The 16,053-nt window shown below is 60.3% G+C and carries 15 protein-coding genes; 2 read left to right on the forward strand and 13 right to left on the reverse strand.

Features of this window, described 5'->3' with window-relative positions; translation table 11 throughout:
- Positions 1–70 precede the first annotated feature (70 nt).
- The 6 genes from acpP to AC1DU9_RS13745 all read right to left on the reverse strand — a co-directional run bounded on the left by acpP (position 71) and on the right by AC1DU9_RS13745 (position 4,063).
- Entirely contained in the window at positions 71–307 is a 237-nt protein-coding gene (acpP, locus tag AC1DU9_RS13720) for an acyl carrier protein (protein ID WP_003175607.1), read from the reverse strand.
- 197 nt (positions 308–504) lie between these two features.
- A complete protein-coding gene (gene fabG / locus AC1DU9_RS13725; RefSeq protein WP_007997043.1) occupies positions 505–1,245 on the reverse strand; it encodes a 3-oxoacyl-ACP reductase FabG in 741 nt (246 codons plus the stop codon).
- Between the two features lie 16 nt (positions 1,246–1,261).
- Positions 1,262–2,200, reverse strand: a complete 939-nt coding sequence (fabD, locus tag AC1DU9_RS13730) for an ACP S-malonyltransferase (protein ID WP_046037471.1) — start codon at positions 2,198–2,200, stop codon at positions 1,262–1,264.
- A 124-nt stretch (positions 2,201–2,324) separates the two neighbouring features.
- The gene (gene plsX / locus AC1DU9_RS13735) at positions 2,325–3,335 is read right to left on the reverse strand and encodes a phosphate acyltransferase PlsX (protein ID WP_223459597.1); all 1,011 of its coding nucleotides are present in this window, start codon (positions 3,333–3,335) and stop codon (positions 2,325–2,327) included.
- Between the two features lie 4 nt (positions 3,336–3,339).
- Positions 3,340–3,522 carry a 50S ribosomal protein L32 gene (gene rpmF / locus AC1DU9_RS13740; protein WP_003179396.1) on the reverse strand — a complete coding sequence of 61 codons (183 nt, stop codon included), beginning with the start codon at positions 3,520–3,522 and terminating at the stop codon, positions 3,340–3,342.
- A 13-nt stretch (positions 3,523–3,535) separates the two neighbouring features.
- Positions 3,536–4,063, reverse strand: coding sequence for a YceD family protein (locus AC1DU9_RS13745; protein WP_007942001.1), 528 nt, complete (start codon positions 4,061–4,063; stop codon positions 3,536–3,538).
- A gap of 105 nt (positions 4,064–4,168) precedes the next feature.
- Between AC1DU9_RS13745 and AC1DU9_RS13750 the strand changes: the two genes are divergently transcribed.
- The gene (locus AC1DU9_RS13750; protein WP_223459599.1) at positions 4,169–4,747 is read left to right on the forward strand and encodes a Maf family protein; all 579 of its coding nucleotides are present in this window, start codon (positions 4,169–4,171) and stop codon (positions 4,745–4,747) included.
- A gap of 217 nt (positions 4,748–4,964) precedes the next feature.
- On the opposite strand, the gene AC1DU9_RS13755 is transcribed toward AC1DU9_RS13750, so the two are convergent.
- The 3 genes from AC1DU9_RS13755 to rluC are packed head-to-tail and all read right to left on the reverse strand — an operon-like array spanning position 4,965 to position 7,590.
- Positions 4,965–5,954 carry a S49 family peptidase gene (locus AC1DU9_RS13755; RefSeq protein WP_223459602.1) on the reverse strand — a complete coding sequence of 330 codons (990 nt, stop codon included), beginning with the start codon at positions 5,952–5,954 and terminating at the stop codon, positions 4,965–4,967.
- A gap of 24 nt (positions 5,955–5,978) precedes the next feature.
- Positions 5,979–6,641 carry an HAD-IA family hydrolase gene (locus AC1DU9_RS13760; protein ID WP_223459604.1) on the reverse strand — a complete coding sequence of 221 codons (663 nt, stop codon included), beginning with the start codon at positions 6,639–6,641 and terminating at the stop codon, positions 5,979–5,981.
- Complete coding sequence (gene rluC / locus AC1DU9_RS13765; RefSeq protein ID WP_223459606.1) at positions 6,628–7,590, reverse strand: 23S rRNA pseudouridine(955/2504/2580) synthase RluC; 963 nt, start codon at positions 7,588–7,590, stop codon at positions 6,628–6,630. The genes AC1DU9_RS13760 and rluC overlap by 14 nt, the downstream gene beginning before the upstream one ends.
- A 702-nt stretch (positions 7,591–8,292) precedes the next feature.
- On the opposite strand from rluC, the gene rne reads away from it, so the two are divergent.
- A complete protein-coding gene (gene rne / locus AC1DU9_RS13770) occupies positions 8,293–11,517 on the forward strand; it encodes a ribonuclease E (protein ID WP_477810315.1) in 3,225 nt (1,074 codons plus the stop codon).
- Positions 11,518–11,688: 171 nt separating this feature from the next.
- Here the strand turns inward: rne and AC1DU9_RS13775 are convergent, their stop codons facing one another.
- From AC1DU9_RS13775 to AC1DU9_RS13790, 4 genes are read right to left on the reverse strand one after another with little or no spacing between them, the layout of a single operon-like run.
- Entirely contained in the window at positions 11,689–12,285 is a 597-nt protein-coding gene (locus AC1DU9_RS13775; protein ID WP_477810316.1) for a nucleotidyltransferase family protein, read from the reverse strand.
- Positions 12,282–13,265 carry an XdhC family protein gene (locus AC1DU9_RS13780; RefSeq protein ID WP_477810317.1) on the reverse strand — a complete coding sequence of 328 codons (984 nt, stop codon included), beginning with the start codon at positions 13,263–13,265 and terminating at the stop codon, positions 12,282–12,284. The genes AC1DU9_RS13775 and AC1DU9_RS13780 overlap by 4 nt, the downstream gene beginning before the upstream one ends.
- Entirely contained in the window at positions 13,265–15,586 is a 2,322-nt protein-coding gene (locus tag AC1DU9_RS13785; protein WP_477810318.1) for a xanthine dehydrogenase family protein molybdopterin-binding subunit, read from the reverse strand. Before AC1DU9_RS13785 ends, AC1DU9_RS13780 begins: the two co-directional genes overlap by 1 nt.
- Entirely contained in the window at positions 15,583–16,053 is a 471-nt protein-coding gene (locus AC1DU9_RS13790; protein WP_008046998.1) for a (2Fe-2S)-binding protein, read from the reverse strand. The genes AC1DU9_RS13785 and AC1DU9_RS13790 overlap by 4 nt, the downstream gene beginning before the upstream one ends.

Here is a 16,053-nt window from a genome sequence, read left to right on the forward strand (position 1 = left end):
CTAAAGAAAAAACCGCACGCCGTGATAGCAGTGCGGTTTTTCCATGACAGCGAGCAACGATTACAAACTATTACGCCTGGTGGCTAGTAACGTAGTCGATTGCAGCTTGTACGGTAGTGATCTTCTCGGCTTCTTCGTCAGGGATTTCGGTCTCGAATTCCTCTTCCAGAGCCATCACCAGCTCAACGGTGTCAAGGGAGTCGGCACCCAGGTCTTCTACGAAGGAAGCAGTGTTGACCACTTCTTCTTCTTTAACGCCCAGTTGCTCAGCAACGATTTTCTTGACGCGCTCTTCGATGGTGCTCATACCTTGTTTTCACTCCTAATGGACAAATTCAGGCAGCTGGCCAGTGGGTAAGTGTATAGAAAGACTTTTCAGCTTTTCAACTGAAAGCTTCACTCCTCAAACCCGGTGACCCTATGCCGATAAAATTGATTGCAGCTTTATAACGGATTTTAGACAGCTCGTATGACATTTTTTTGAAGCAATCCGTCACATTTGAATTACATGTACATCCCGCCGTTCACCGGGATTGTAGCTCCGGTAACGTAAGCCGCACCGTCCGACGCAAGAAAAGCGACCACGGACGCGATCTCTTGAGCTTGCCCCAGACGACCCAGCGGAATCTGCGTCTGCAAGGCTTCACGCTGCGCTTCGGGCAATTCACGGGTCATATCGGTATCGATGAACCCTGGGGCCACCGAGTTTACCGTAATCGAACGCGAACCGACTTCACGCGCCAGAGCACGGCTGAAACCTTCCAGACCAGCCTTGGCGGCAGCGTAGTTTACTTGGCCTGCGTTGCCCATGGCACCCACAACCGAACCAATACTGATAATTCGGCCCCAACGGGCTTTGGTCATGCCGCGCAAAACGCCCTTGGACAGGCGGAACAGACTGTTCAGATTGGTATCGACAACGTCGTGCCACTCGTCGTCTTTCATGCGCATCATCAGGTTATCGCGGGTGATACCGGCATTGTTGACCAGGATCGCCGGCGCACCGAACTGCTCCTGGATGCTCGCCAGAACAGCCGCCACGGACTCGTCGCTGGTGACGTTGAGTTCCAGGCCAGTGCCCTGAATACCGTTTTCCTTCAGGGTCGCGGCAATGCGCTCGGCACCCGACGCGGAGGTCGCGGTACCCACAACGATGGCGCCCTGACGACCCAGTTCCAGGGCGATAGCCTGGCCGATGCCACGGCTCGCACCGGTGACCAGTGCAACTTTACCTTGCAGACTCATGCAAGCTTCTCCTGATTCAGGCCAACGCTGCACGGGCGGCAGCGAAAGCGTCTGGGGTATTGAGGTTGGATGTCGACACGCCTTCGGCGCAACGCTTGTTCAGACCCGCCAGCACTTTGCCCGGGCCGCACTCGACCAGATTGGTCGCGCCCTTGGCTGCCAGCGCCTGTACGGATTCGACCCAGCGTACTGGCTTGTACAGCTGTTCGAGCAGATCGCGCTTGAGGGTTTCCAGATCGGCCGACACCTGGGCACTGACGTTCTGCACCACAGGGATCTGTGGTGCCTGCCAGTCGATCGCGGCGATCGATTCGGCGAAACGCTCGGCAGCCGGACGCATCAGCTCGCAATGGGACGGCACGCTGACCGGCAACGGCATGGCGCGCTTGGCGCCACGCGCCTTGCAGCCTTCGATGGCGCGCTCGACGGCAGCCTTGGCACCGGCGATGACCACCTGGCCCGGCGAGTTGAAATTCACCGCGCTGACCACCTCGCCTTGCGCCGCTTCGGCACAGGCCGCCAGTACGTCGGCATCGTCCAGGCCCAGGATGGCAGCCATACCGCCTTGTCCGGCCGGCACGGCTTCCTGCATCAGCTGGCCACGACGCTCGACGAGCTTCACTGCATCGCCCAGGCTCAGACTGCCTGCCGCGACCAGCGCGCTGTATTCACCCAGGCTGTGACCGGCGACATAAGCCGGACGCGCACCACCTTCCGCCAGCCATAGACGCCACAGGGCGATCGAGGCGGTCAGAATGGCCGGTTGGGTTTTATCAGTTTGATTGAGTTGCTCTTCCGGCCCTTGCTGGGTCAGTGCCCACAGGTCGTAACCCAGTGCATCGGAAGCTTCTTTGAATGTTTCGAGAACAACCGGATGTTGCGCGCCCAGCTCGGCCAGCATGCCGAGGGACTGCGAACCCTGTCCTGGAAAGACGAATGCGAGGGAAGCAGACATGTAACAAGCCCCTAATGATCTTGTCGTCGGAGAATTGGCGTCCCGCTTGGGGGCGCAAGAAACTGACAGTTGGATGGCCCATCGAACCAACCGGTCACATTTAAGCATTGTCCGACGAAAACGCCTAAAGCAATAAATTCTCCAGACGACCGTGAATGCGTTCAGGCAGGTTTTCCTGAATTTCGATCAGTGCGCGCTGAATGGCGCTTTGAAAACCCTGCACTCCGGCAGAACCGTGGCTCTTCACCACGATCCCCTGCAATCCGAGAAAGCTCGCGCCGTTATGCCGGGCAGGTGCCAGATCGGCCTGCAGACGTTTCATCAAGGGCAGCGCCAGCGCGCCGACCACGCGAGAGGCCACGTTCTTCCTGAACAACGCCTCGATGCGCCCGGCAATCATGGTCGCCAGGCCTTCGCTGGATTTGAGCAGGATGTTGCCGACAAAACCGTCACACACCACCACATCCGCTTCGCCGCGGTACAAACCATCACCTTCGACGAAACCGATGTAATTGATGCCGCGAGCGGCCTGTAACAAAGTGGCGGCCAGCTTGACCTGCTGGTTGCCCTTGATGTCTTCGGTGCCGATATTCAGCAACGCCACCCGTGGACGCGCTATGCCCAGCGTTTGCGCAGCAACCGAGCCCATCACCGCAAACTGCAGCAGATGCTCGGCACTGCAATCGACGTTGGCACCCAGGTCGAGTAATTGGCAGTAACCCTTCTGTGTCGGAATCGCCGCCACCATGGCCGGACGATCAATACCCGGCAAGGTCTTGAGCACGAACCGCGACAACGCCATCAACGCCCCGGTATTGCCGGCACTGACACAGGCCTGGACTTTGCCGTCGCGCAACAATTCCAGGGCTACACGCATCGACGAGTCAGGTTTGCCACGCAAGGCCTGGGTGGGTTTTTCGTCCATGGTAATGACTTCGCTCGCAGGGGCAATCGACAGGCGCGCGCGATCCACAGCCGAATGGCCAGCGATCAATTCTTCAAGTAGGGAGGGTTGACCGACGAGGGTCAGGTGCAGCGAGGGTGTAGCAGACAGGCAAGCAAGGCTGGCCTGAACAATGCTGCGGGGACCGAAGTCCCCGCCCATTGCGTCAATCGCGATGACTTGAGCGGACAAGTGATTACTCGTCAGCGCCCTTGTCGATCACTTTACGACCACGGTATACGCCTTCTGGCGATACGTGGTGACGCAGGTGAACTTCACCGGTGGTTTTTTCTACAGACAGGGTGCTAGCCTCGAGAGCGTCGTGCGAACGGCGCATGTCACGGGCAGAGCGGGATTTTTTGTTCTGCTGAACAGCCATAATTGATTAACTCCTAAACGTTTGGGTCACGCTTTAACTGCGCCAATACACTGAACGGGTTGGACCGCGTTACCTCGTCCTCGCTCGGTTCGGGCTCATCTGCTCCCGCCGGCTGCTGGCATTCTTCCGGATGATGAGCAGGCACAATGGGCAAGGCGAGCAGAAGCTCCTCCTCGATCAGTGACTGCAGATCCAAAGGATCTTCGCCCAGTTCCAGCACGTCATAACCTTTCGGCAACGACTGGGTATTCGCACCCTCCTTCACCACGGCGTAACTGCATTCGCTATGGATCGGCAGGGTGACCAGCTCAAGACAACGCTGGCAAACCATTTTGACTTCAGTGTCGATAAAGCTGTGGATAACCACAGATTTACGTTCATCTCGTTCAAAAACGAATTTAGCCTGCACCGTACCGACATTGTCGGAAAGCGGGTCGCAGAGTCTCTCCAAATCGGCCAGCAGCATTTCACCTTGAAGGGTGGTGCCACGATCAGCCAATTTGCGCGGGTCAACGTGAGGTGGAATCGGGTCATTCAACATAGGCGCAGCATTATAGGGATGCACCCGCCCATGTCAAAGGAAATTCAGCCCTGTCCGTCACTTGGAAGCCTCGCTAGAATCCGCACCTGCCTTCTGGAGATGCGCATGCTGCCTTTATTACTCGCTTCTGGCTCGGTCTATCGCCGGGAATTGCTGGCCCGTTTGCAGTTGCCTTTCACGTGCAGCTCGCCGGATATCGACGAAAGCCATCGCCCTGGCGAATCCGCCATCGAACTGGTCAAGCGCCTCGCCGAAGAGAAAGCGCGCGCCCTGGCCGACAGCCATACCGCTCATCTGATAATCGGATCCGACCAGGTCGCCGTACTGGGAGAGCGGATTATCGGCAAGCCCCACACGTTCGAAAAAGCCCGCGAGCAACTACTGGCCGCCAGCGGTGCCCGCGTGACGTTCCTGACCGGCCTGGCCCTGCTCAACAGCCAGACCGGACACTGCCAGGTCGATTGCGTGCCGTTCACCGTACACATGCGCACACTCGATACGACCCGCATCGAACGCTACCTGCACGCCGAGCAACCCTACGACTGCGCAGGCAGCTTCAAGGCCGAAGGCCTGGGGGTCAGCCTGTTTCGCAGCACCGAGGGGCCTGACGCCACCAGCCTGATCGGCCTGCCACTGATTCGCCTGATCGACATGTTGCTGGCCGAAGGCGTGCAAATCCCCTGACCCCCAATAAAAAATCGGCCTCGCAAGCTAATGCCGATCAGCTAACACACGAAACCTGTGGGAGCGAGCTTGCTCGCGATGGCGGACTGCCAGGCACCCCTTGTGTGACTGTCCAACCGTCATCGCGAGCAAGCTCGCTCCCACAAGGTTTGCGGCGCTCAAACACTCAACTGACTGGCATTAGCCTCGCAGGCCGGTTTTTCATGTCACCGCAGTATCAGCGCAACGACGGACCGTTAAAGCCCATCCACATCGCCAAATGCTCAGCCACGCTGGCACCGAGCTTTTTCGAGAAGCGATCGAACGGCGACTCCTGCACAGTGAAGTCCACCAGCTCTTTCTCGCCGATCACATCCCGCGCAACCGAACTGGCATTACCCAGCCCATCGATCAACCCCAGCGGCAGCGCCTGCTCGCCGGACCAGACCAGACCGGAGAACAGCTCCGGATGATCCTTGTCCTTCAGGCGATCGCCGCGCCCCTGCTTGACGCTGCTGATGAACTGTTTGTGGGTCGTATCGAGCACGCCTTGCCAGAAGGCGGTTTCTTCCGGCTTTTGCGGCAGGAACGGATCGAGGAACGACTTGTGTGCGCCAGCGGTGTAGGTGCGCCGCTCGACGCCCAGCTTCTCCATGGTGCCGACAAAACCATAACCGGCCGCCGTCACACCGATGGAGCCGACCAGGCTGGCCTTGTCGGCGTAGATCTGATCTGCCGCGCTGGCGATGTAGTAAGCACCGGAAGCCCCGAGATCGGAAATGACCGCATACAGCCTGGTGTCCGGATGCAGGCCGCGCAGACGACGGATCTCGTCATAGACATAGCCCGACTGCACCGGACTGCCACCCGGGCTGTTGATGCGCAGGATGACGCCCTTGACCTTCTCGTCCTCGAAAGCCGCACGCAGGCTGCCAACGATATTGTCTGCGCTGGCCGGCTCCTTGTCGGCAATCATGCCCGTCACATCGATCAGCGCCGTGTAATGAGCACTGCGGGTGGCGGCTTTTTCCATATCCATCAGCGGCGAAAACAGAATCATTGCGCCAATCAGATACACAAAAGTCAGCAGCTTGAAGAATATTCCCCAGCGACGGGACCGGCGCTGCTCCTGCACGCCGGCCAGCAGCGTCTTCTCCAGCAACTTCCAGCTTTTCTCGTCACCGCTCTCTGCGCTCGCCTTGGCGGGCGCCTTCCATTCGTCGGCCATGCCATCCACCCCAAAAACAACCGGTTAAGCCCGCTGACTCAGCCAGGCATGCAATTCTGAAAAACGATCGATGGCCAGCCGCGGCTCATACAACTTCAACGCATCGATCGATTGAGCGCCATAGCTGACAGCCACCGAACCCATGCCGGCGTTGCGCGCCATCTGCAAGTCAAAGGATGAATCACCAACCATCAACGCCTGCTCCGGGCGAACCTCGCAATGAGCGAGAATCTGCTCGAGCATAAGCGGATGGGGCTTGCTGGCGGTCTCGTCGGCAGCGCGGGTGATATCGAAATAATTCTCCCAACCATGGGACTTCAACACCCGATCCAGCCCGCGACGGGCCTTGCCGGTCGCCACAGCCAGATGATAACCCTCGACACGAAATGCCTCGAGCGACTCGACCACGCCCTCGAACAGCGGCGAAGGCACAGCTTCCGACGCAATGTAATGTTCAGCATAGTGCTCACGGAACGCGATCAACTCGCCGTCACCAATCTCGGGATACAGCGTGCGGATCGCTTCCGGCAAGCCCAGACCGATAATGCCCTTGACGGCAAAATCATCGCGCAACTCAAACCCGGAACGCTGCGAGGCAACGTGCATCGCCTCGACAATCCGCCCAATGGAATCGGCCAGCGTGCCGTCCCAATCGAAGATCAGCAGCTTGTAATCAGATGGGCGCACTCAATCGCTCCACGGTTTTGGCCCACATCTCGTCGACCGGCGCTTGCAGCTTCAGCTCACCGCCATCGGGAAGTGGTACGGTCAGCATGTAGGCGTGCAGGAACAGACGCTTGCCGCCCAGATCACGAATTTCCTTACTGAAATCGTCATCGCCGTACTTGGTGTCGCCGGCAATGCAGTGCCCGGCGTGCAACGTGTGGACGCGGATCTGGTGAGTGCGACCGGTGATCGGCTTGGCTTCAATCAGAGTGGCAAAGTCGCCAAAGCGACGCAGGACCTTGAACACGGTCACAGACTCCTTGCCCTCCTCCTCGTCGACCTCGACCATGCGCTCACCGGAGCGCAGATTGCTCTTGCCGAGCGACGCTCGAACCTGCTTGATCGAGGACGCCCAGTTACCGCGAACCAGCGCCATATAGCGCTTATCGACGCCATCACCGCGCAAGGCCGTGTGCAAGTGACGCAGCATGCTGCGCTTCTTGGCGATCATCAGCAGGCCGGAGGTGTCACGGTCGAGACGATGAACCAGTTCGAGTTCCTTGCAATCGGGACGCAACTGACGAAAGGCTTCGATTACTCCGTAATTCAAGCCGCTGCCGCCATGAACGGCGATGCCGCAAGGCTTGTTGATCACGATCAGCGCCTTGTCTTCGAAGACAATCGAGGCTTCGAGTCGCTGCAGCAGGCCTTGTGCCAGCGGCACCGGCTCGTCGCGCTCAGGCACGCGAACCGGCGGCACGCGCACGATATCGCCCGCCTGCAGCTTGTACTCGGGCTTGATCCGACCTTTGTTCACGCGCACTTCGCCCTTACGCAAAATGCGGTAAATCAAGGTCTTGGGCACGCCTTTGAGTCGGGCGAGAAGGAAATTATCAATGCGTTGGCCGGCATATTCCGGCGAGACCTCAAGCAGTTGTACGCCTGGAGTCGGGAGGGTAGTCGTCGTCATGCCGCGGATGATAACAATTTTTTATGGAATTGAAGCACTTAATCATTGCTGCTATAGTCGCGAACGTCGCCAAAAGCGGCCTGGACAGCGGACCAACGGTCAAAAACCGGCCCTGACCAACGCAATTCACCAGGACGCGAGGCCGTCCTACGGGGCTTTCGCTACGTAACGGTGGAGTTTGCAGGTGTAACGAGCGCAGGTGACATGAGGCCTGAATCACGCCACAAAGCAGAGTATTCCACTCGTTTTGCGAGCCATATTCACGGCCAGTTCACAAAGTGCAGTCAGCTGCGAATGACCCCGAGCGAAGGCATCGGAAACAACGCCTAAATTAGCCATGATGCGTGACCTCCCCTTTCGGAGCTCACGGTAAATGCCAACCCGCTGCGGATTCTGCGCGCGGCAGCACCCGAATTATCAGGGATACGTGTAGGGTGGAGATGCACAACCGCCGGACTGTGTAGCAACAGGCTTTCTCAAGACGCTTCATCTCGTCCACAGCCGCTGGTTGATTCCTCCTCCTGACTGAGTGCTTAAGTAGCCACAGCAAGCAGGACGCGTACGTCGCGATGAAGGCCCACATTGGCCGGACTTCGCTGGACACGGGAAATGGCCAACCACTCCCGACGCACCTGACACCGACCGTGAGAAGTCGTGTGTGCCGAACGCCGTTTCCGGCAGCCCGGAAACCGACGGTACTACATGAAAAGAATGCTGATTAACGCAACTCAACCCGAAGAGTTGCGTGTTGCACTGGTAGATGGCCAGCGCCTCTATGACCTGGACATCGAATCCGGTGCACGCGAGCAGAAGAAGGCCAACATCTATAAAGGCCGGATTACTCGCATCGAACCAAGCCTCGAGGCTGCCTTTGTCGATTTCGGCTCTGAGCGCCACGGCTTCCTGCCCCTCAAAGAAATCTCCCGCGAATACTTCAAGAAAGCCCCCGAAGGTCGCGTCAACATCAAGGACGTCCTGAGCGAAGGCCAGGAAGTCATCGTTCAGGTCGAAAAAGAAGAACGTGGCAACAAGGGCGCCGCCCTGACCACCTTCATCAGCCTGGCCGGTCGTTACCTGGTACTGATGCCGAACAACCCGCGTGCCGGCGGTATTTCCCGTCGCATCGAAGGCGAAGAGCGCAACGAACTGCGTGAAGCCCTGAATGGCCTGGTTGCCCCGGCCGACATGGGCCTGATCGTGCGCACTGCCGGCCTGGGCCGCAGCAGCGAAGAAATGCAGTGGGACCTCGACTACCTGCTGCAACTCTGGACCGCCATCAAGGAAGCTTCGCTGGACCGCGCCGCGCCGTTCCTGATCTACCAGGAAAGCAACGTGATCATCCGCGCGATCCGCGACTACCTGCGCCAGGACATCGGCGAAGTGCTGATCGACAGCGTCGAAGCCCAGGACGAAGCCCTGACCTTCATCCGCCAGGTGATGCCGCAGTACGCCAGCAAGATCAAGCTGTATGAAGACAGCGTTCCGCTGTTCAACCGCTTCCAGATCGAAAGCCAGATCGAAACCGCTTTCCAGCGCGTCGTCGAACTGCCTTCCGGCGGTTCCATCGTCATCGACCCGACCGAAGCCCTGGTGTCCATCGACATCAACTCGGCGCGCGCCACCAAAGGCAGCGACATCGAAGAAACCGCCCTGCAAACCAACCTTGAAGCGGCCGAAGAAATCGCCCGTCAGTTGCGCCTGCGCGACATCGGCGGCCTGATCGTCATCGACTTCATCGACATGACCCCTGCCAAGAACCAGCGCGCCGTGGAAGAGAAAGTCCGCGAATGCCTGGAAGCCGACCGTGCCCGCGTGCAAGTCGGTCGTATCTCGCGCTTCGGCCTGCTGGAAATGTCCCGTCAGCGCCTGCGTCCGTCCCTGGGCGAAAGCAGCGGCATCGTCTGCCCGCGTTGCAACGGCACCGGCATCATCCGTGACGTTGAATCGCTGTCCCTGGCGATTCTGCGCCTGATCGAAGAAGAAGCCCTGAAAGACCGTACCGCCGAAGTTCGTGCACAAGTGCCGATCCCGGTGGCTGCGTTCCTGCTCAACGAAAAACGCAACTCGATCACCAAGATCGAACTGCGCACCCGCGCCCGCATCGTCATCCTGCCGAACGATCACCTCGAGACGCCGCACTTCGAAGTGCAGCGCCTGCGTGATGACAGCCCGGAAGCGGCCACCAACCAGTCCAGCTACGAAATCGCCGCTGCCGCTGCCGAAGTGGAAGAAGTCCAGCCAGCCGCTGCGACCCGCACCCTGGTTCGCCAGGAAGCAGCGGTCAAGACGGCCCCGGCCCGCGCCAACGCTCCGGTTCCGACCGAAGTGGCCGCGCCGGCCCCTGCGCCGGTCGCCGTGCCAGAGCCAAGCCTGTTCAAAGGCCTGGTGAAGTCGTTGGTCAGCCTGTTCGCCACCAAGGAAGAGCCTGTCGCGCCGGTTGTGGTTGAAAAGCCTGCCGCCGAGCGTCCGGCCCGCAACGAAGAGCGTCGCAACGGTCGCCAGCAAAGTCGCAACCGCAACGTTCGCCGCGATGAAGACCGCAAGCCCCGCGAAGAACGTGCACCGCGTGAAGAACGCGCACCACGTGAGCCGCGTGAAGAACGTCAGCCACGGGAAGTTCGCGAGCCTCGCGAGTCCCGTGAAGAAACTCCGGCAGTTGCCCGCGAAGAACGCGCACCACGCGCGCCTCGTGAAGAACGCGCACCGCGCGCTCCCCGTGAAGATCGCAAGCCACGTGGCGAGCGCGAAGAACGCGTTCGTGAACTGCGCGAGCCTCTGGATGCCGCTCCGGCCGCTCCGGCTGCTCCGGCCGCCGCTGCTACCGCAGAAGAGCGTCCAGCTCGCCAGCCACGTGAAGAACGCGCGCCACGCCCACCGCGTGAAGAGCGTCAGCCACGTGCTGAACAAGCTGCCGCAGCCGAAGCCGAAGAAGAACTGACCACCAACGAAGAGCAACTGCAGGAAGATGGTCAGGAAAGCGCCGAGGGCGATCGTCCACGTCGCCGCTCCCGTGGCCAGCGTCGTCGCAGCAACCGTCGCGAGCGTCAGCGTGACGCCAACGGCAACGTGATCGAAGGTTCGGACGAGTCCGAGTCCGGCGAAAACGCCGAAGCACCAAGCGTTGCCGATCTGGCCGCCGGCCTGGCTGTTACCGCAGCCGTCGCCAGCAGCGTGATCAGCGCTCCGGCTGAAGCGCAAGCCAATGTGCAAGCCGAACGCGCCACTGCCGCGACCCTGGAAGCAGCTCCGGTTGAAGCACCAGTCGTTGAAGCGACCACCCCGGTCGAATTCACTGCGTCACCGGAAATCGAAGTGGCATCAGCGCCTGAGGCACAGCCTGCCGTTGAAGCGGCTGCCGAGCCAACCCCAGTGATTGAAGCACCTGCCGTGGTTGCAGAAGCTGTCGTCGAAACCGTGACTGAAACCGTTCGCGAAGTGCGTGAAGAGCAAACGGCGTTCAACTGGGTTGCCGAGCCAGCCGTCGCTGAAACCGTTGCACCTGCCGTTGAAACCCAAGCGGTTGAAGCCATGGTTTCCGAGCCGGTGGTTGCCACTGCGGAACCTGCTCCAGCGCCGGTGGTTGAAGCGCCAGTCGTTGAAGCGCCGGTCGTTGCCGAAGCAACAGCTCCGGTAGTCGAGGCCGCGCCTGTCAGCGCCCTGACGCCAAGTGGCCGTGCGCCTAACGACCCGCGTGAAGTGCGTCGTCGCAAGCGTGAAGCCGAGCGTCTGCAGAAGGAAGCTGAAGTGGCTGGCGCTGCGGCTCCGGTTGCAGCTGAAGTGGTTGAGGCATCGCCTGCCCCGGCCGCTGAAGTGGCTGCCGAGCCGGTTGAGTCGGTGATCCACGAAGCGCCGCGCTCCGTTCAGGAAGCGGTAGAGCAACACGAGCAAGCCCAGGAAAAAGAGCACGAGCCTAAACCTCTCGTCTGATTCCATCGGCCACTGAAAAGCCCCGCCTGGTGATCCCAGGCGGGGCTTTTTTTATCTCTGATCATCCCCCAATCCACTGTGGGAGCGAGCGTGCTCGCGATAGCGGTATGACATTCACATTGGTGCTAGCTGATCTACCGCTATCGCGAGCAAGCTCGCTCCCACAAGGATCTATGTTGGTCTGAAGGTTAGTGTTTCAGGCACATCCACATCCCACAACACACCAGGATCATCCACGGTCACTTCAACCACCCGCCCCTGGGCAAACAGCGGTTTGGCGCCACGATCCCCCGATAACTCCATCAACCCCGCTGCGAAGTCCCGTCCGAACCCGACCGGATGCCCGTACTCACCGCTCTGCACAGGCACGCTGATACTGTCGCCGCCAATACCTGCCACCACTTGCTCGATACTGGACGGCAGGATGAACGGCATATCCCCCAGCACCATCAACCAGCCATCGAGTTGCTTGCAGGCAGCGACCCCGGCGGCAATGCTGTCGCCCATTCCCGTCGATTCGATGAGCACAATCGCACAACCATAGGCCTGAGCCATGCGAATCACTTGCGGGCGGTCAGCAGTGGTCACCAGTACGCGCTTGTCCAGAGCGACCGGCAGGTTGACCAAGGTGTGCTCGATGACTGATCGAACCGCACCATCACGACCGGTGCAATCGGCCAGCAATTTATCCTTTTCGGCGCCCGCCGCCTGACGAAACCGGCTGCCCTGCCCCGCCGCCAGCACGATGACGCCAATGGACTCGCTCATACCCTCTCCTGCAAGACTTTCTTCTGCTTCAGTTCGACGCCGTTTTTGACCGCCACGATTTCCGCCATGAGCGACAAGGCAATTTCCGCTGGATTATGACTGCCAATGTGCAAACCGATCGGACCATGCAAGCGGTCAATCGCCGGTTGCGACAAACCCAGTTGAGCCAGGTTTTCCCGGCGCTTCTGACTGTTGACCCGCGACCCTAGCGCCCCGACGTAAAATGCCATGGAATCCAGGGCCGTGAGCAGCGCCATGTCGTCCAGACGCGGATCATGGGTCAAGGCCACGATGGCCGTGCGTTCATCGGTCTGGATGTTCAATACCGCCTCATCCGGCATGCCCGAAACGAATCGTCCGTGCTGCTCCTCCCAGCCGTAGACGAACTCGCTACGCGGATCGCAAATCAGCACCTCGAAATCCAGCAGCCTGGCCATTTCAGCGACATAGCGTGACAGTTGCCCCGCGCCGATCAGCAGCAAGCGCCAGCGCGGGCCATAGATCGCCCGCAAGGTCTGTCCGTCGAACGTCAACACGTCAGCTTTACTGGCCGGCTGCAAAAGCACTTTGCCGGTGGCCAGGTTCAGTTCACGGGCAACGATGTCATGGGCCTCGCAACGGGCGAGCAATTGCTCGACCCAAGCCCCATCGTCGATACGCTCCTCGGTCAAGCGCAAGGTGCCACCGCAGGGCAAGCCAAAACGTGCGGCTTCCTCGCGGGTCACGCCGTAGGTGATCAATTGCACCGGCGGCCCGTCGAGCGCAAGGCGCCCGTCGTGCAGCCTGGCGATCAAGTCATCTTCGACACACCCGCCCGAGACCGAACCGATCACCATGCCGTCTTCACGCAAGGCCAACATGGCACCAGGTGCCCGGGGCGCGGTGCCCCAGGTTTCGACCACGCTGTACAACACCACCCGCTGACCGGCACGGTGCCATTGCAACACGCTGCGCAGGACGTTCAGATCGGCGCTGTCCATCAGGCGCCAGCCTTCTGCCAGCCCGACAGCTGATAACGAACCGGCAGGTTGCGGATGCGTTTGCCGGTGGCAGCAAAGATCGCATTGCACAGTGCCGGCGCAATCGGTGGCACGCCTGGCTCACCGACACCGCCCAATGGCACGTCGCCCGGCGGCGTCACCAGATGCACCGCCACTTCTTTTGGCGCCAGGGACATGCGTGCCACTTCGTACATATGGAAGTTATCCTGCTGGACCTTGCCATCCTTGAAGCTGATTTCCCCCAGCACCGCATTACCCAGGCCCATGACGCAGGCGCCTTCGAACTGCGCGCGAATGCGCTCGGGATTGATCTGTGGCCCACAATCGACGGCGATGTCGGCCTTGTGCACCACCAGCGTACCGTCGTCTTTCACCTCCACTTCGATCACCGCCGCCACATACGTCACGAAGCTGTAATGCACCGCCAGTCCCAGACCGCGACCCTTGGGCAACTCGCGCCCCCAACCGGCGGCCTTGGCGGCGGTCTCCAGTACCGTGCGCAGGCGCGCGGTGTCGATCGGATAACGCTCGGGGGATTCGCCGTAGTTCCACTCTTCACTCAAGGTGCGCGGATCGATCTGACGGTCCGGACCGAGCAATCTGATCTGGTACTTCAGCGGATCCTGCCCGGCCTTGTGCGCCAGCTCATCGATAAAACTCTGGATCGCGAAGCCATGGGGAATGTTCGATACCGAGCGATACCAGCCGACGCGGGTGTGCACCGTTGCTTCGGGGTTCTCCAGGCGAATGTTGGGGATCGCATACGCCATGTTGGTGAATCCCATGCCCAGTTCGAACGCCGCCTCATGGTTCATGCCCGGTGCAAACAACGCAGTGATGCTTGGCGCCACCGTACGGTGCAACCAGCCGGACGGCAGGCCATCCTTGTTCAGGCTGGCCTTGAGGTATTCGGCCGAAACGGTGTGGAAGTAGGAACAATGGATGTCGTCTTCGCGGGTCCATTGCACCCGCACCGCTTTGCCGGGGAATTCCTTGGCGAGGATGGCGGCTTCGATGATGAAGTCAGGCTTGGACTTGCGCCCGAACCCGCCACCCAGCAAGGTCACATTGAACGTGACCTTGTCGAACGGCAGGCCCAGGCGTTCACCGATCCGCTCCCGGGTGACCTGCGGCGCCTGGCTTGGCCCCCAGGCTTCACAGGCACCGTCCGTGAACCGCGCAATGGCGACCATCGGTTCCATCGGCGACTGTGACAGATGCGGCAAATAGTAGGAGGCTTCCAGGGTGCTGTCGGCGCTGGCCATGGCCTTGTCGATGTTGCCGGTATTGCGCACCACCTTGCCGGGCTTGAGCGAGGCAGCTTCAAGTTCCTTGCGATAGGCGATCGAGTCGTAGCTGGCATTGGGGCCGTCGTCCCACTCGATTATCAGCGCCTCGCGGCCCTTGATCGCCGCCCAGGTATTGCTCGCCACCACGGCGATCCCGCCGAGCGGTTGAAATTCCGAAGGCAACGGACGGCTTTCGATCTGCACCACCTTGACCACGCCGGGGACCTTCATCGCCGCGCTGCCATCAAAGCTTTTGATTTTGCCGCCATACACCGTGGGCCGCGCAATGGTCGCGTACAGCATGCCGTCGAAATGCACGTCGGCGCCGTACACCGCACGACCGTTGACGATGTCTTCACCGTCGATGGCCTTGGTGCCTTCCTTGCCGATGTAACGGAATTGCTCGGGTTGCTTGAGTTTCAGGCTGTCGCGGGCCGGAACCGGCAAGGCGCCTGCGGCGGAGGCCAGGGCGCCAAATCCGATTTCGCGGCCAGAAGGCTCATGGACAACCTTGTGCAATTGCGCATGGCATTCACCAACCGGCACTTTCCATTGTGCAGCCGCAGCCTGTTCGAGCATGGTCCGCGCAGCGGCACCGCAGCGACGCATCGGCTCGTACCAGTGACGCATGCTGCGCGAGCCGTCGGTGTCCTGGTTGCCGAAACGCACTTCATCGCCGGGGGCCTGCTGCACCTTGACCATCGCCCAGTCGGCTTCCAGCTCATCGGCCACCACCATGGTCAAGCTGGTGCGCACACCCTGGCCCATCTCCGAGCGGTTGCAGATCACGGTCACCGTGCCATCGGCGGCGATGCTCACATAAACTTTCGGATCGTCGACCCAGCCGTGGGGCATGCCGTCGGCGCCGAACTTCTTCTCTTTCTCTTCGGCAAACGCGTCCTGCCAACCCCAACTCGCGGCGACCACCAACGCACCGGTCACCCCCACGCCTTTGAGAAAACCACGGCGACTGAGGTTGCTCAGGGCAATATCATTCGGTAACCGGCTCATGCCTTGGCCTCCTTCAGGTGAGTGGAAGCCTGGCGGATCGCGGTCTTGATACGGTTGTAGGTGCCGCAACGGCAGATGTTGCCCACCATGGCTTCTTCGATCTGCTCGTCGCTCGGGTTCGGATTGGTCTTGAGCAGCGCCGTCGCCGACATGATTTGCCCGCCCTGGCAGAAGCCACATTGGGCGACTGCCGTGTCGAGCCAGGCTTGCTGCACGACTTTGCCGATCGGGTCGGCGTGCAGGTTGTCGATGGTGCTGACATTCTGCCCGACGACTGAACCGATGGGCGTGATGCAACTGCGTGCCGGAGCCCCTTCGATATGAATGGTGCAGGCCCCGCACAGGCCCATGCCGCAGCCGAATTTGGTGCCGTTGTAACCGGCCACGTCGCGGATCGCCCAGAGCAGCGGCATGTCCTCGGTGACGTCGAGTTGATGGTCTTGACCATTGAGTTTCAGGGTAATCAT

It is taken from the genome of Pseudomonas sp. P4_C1 (assembly GCF_056402155.1).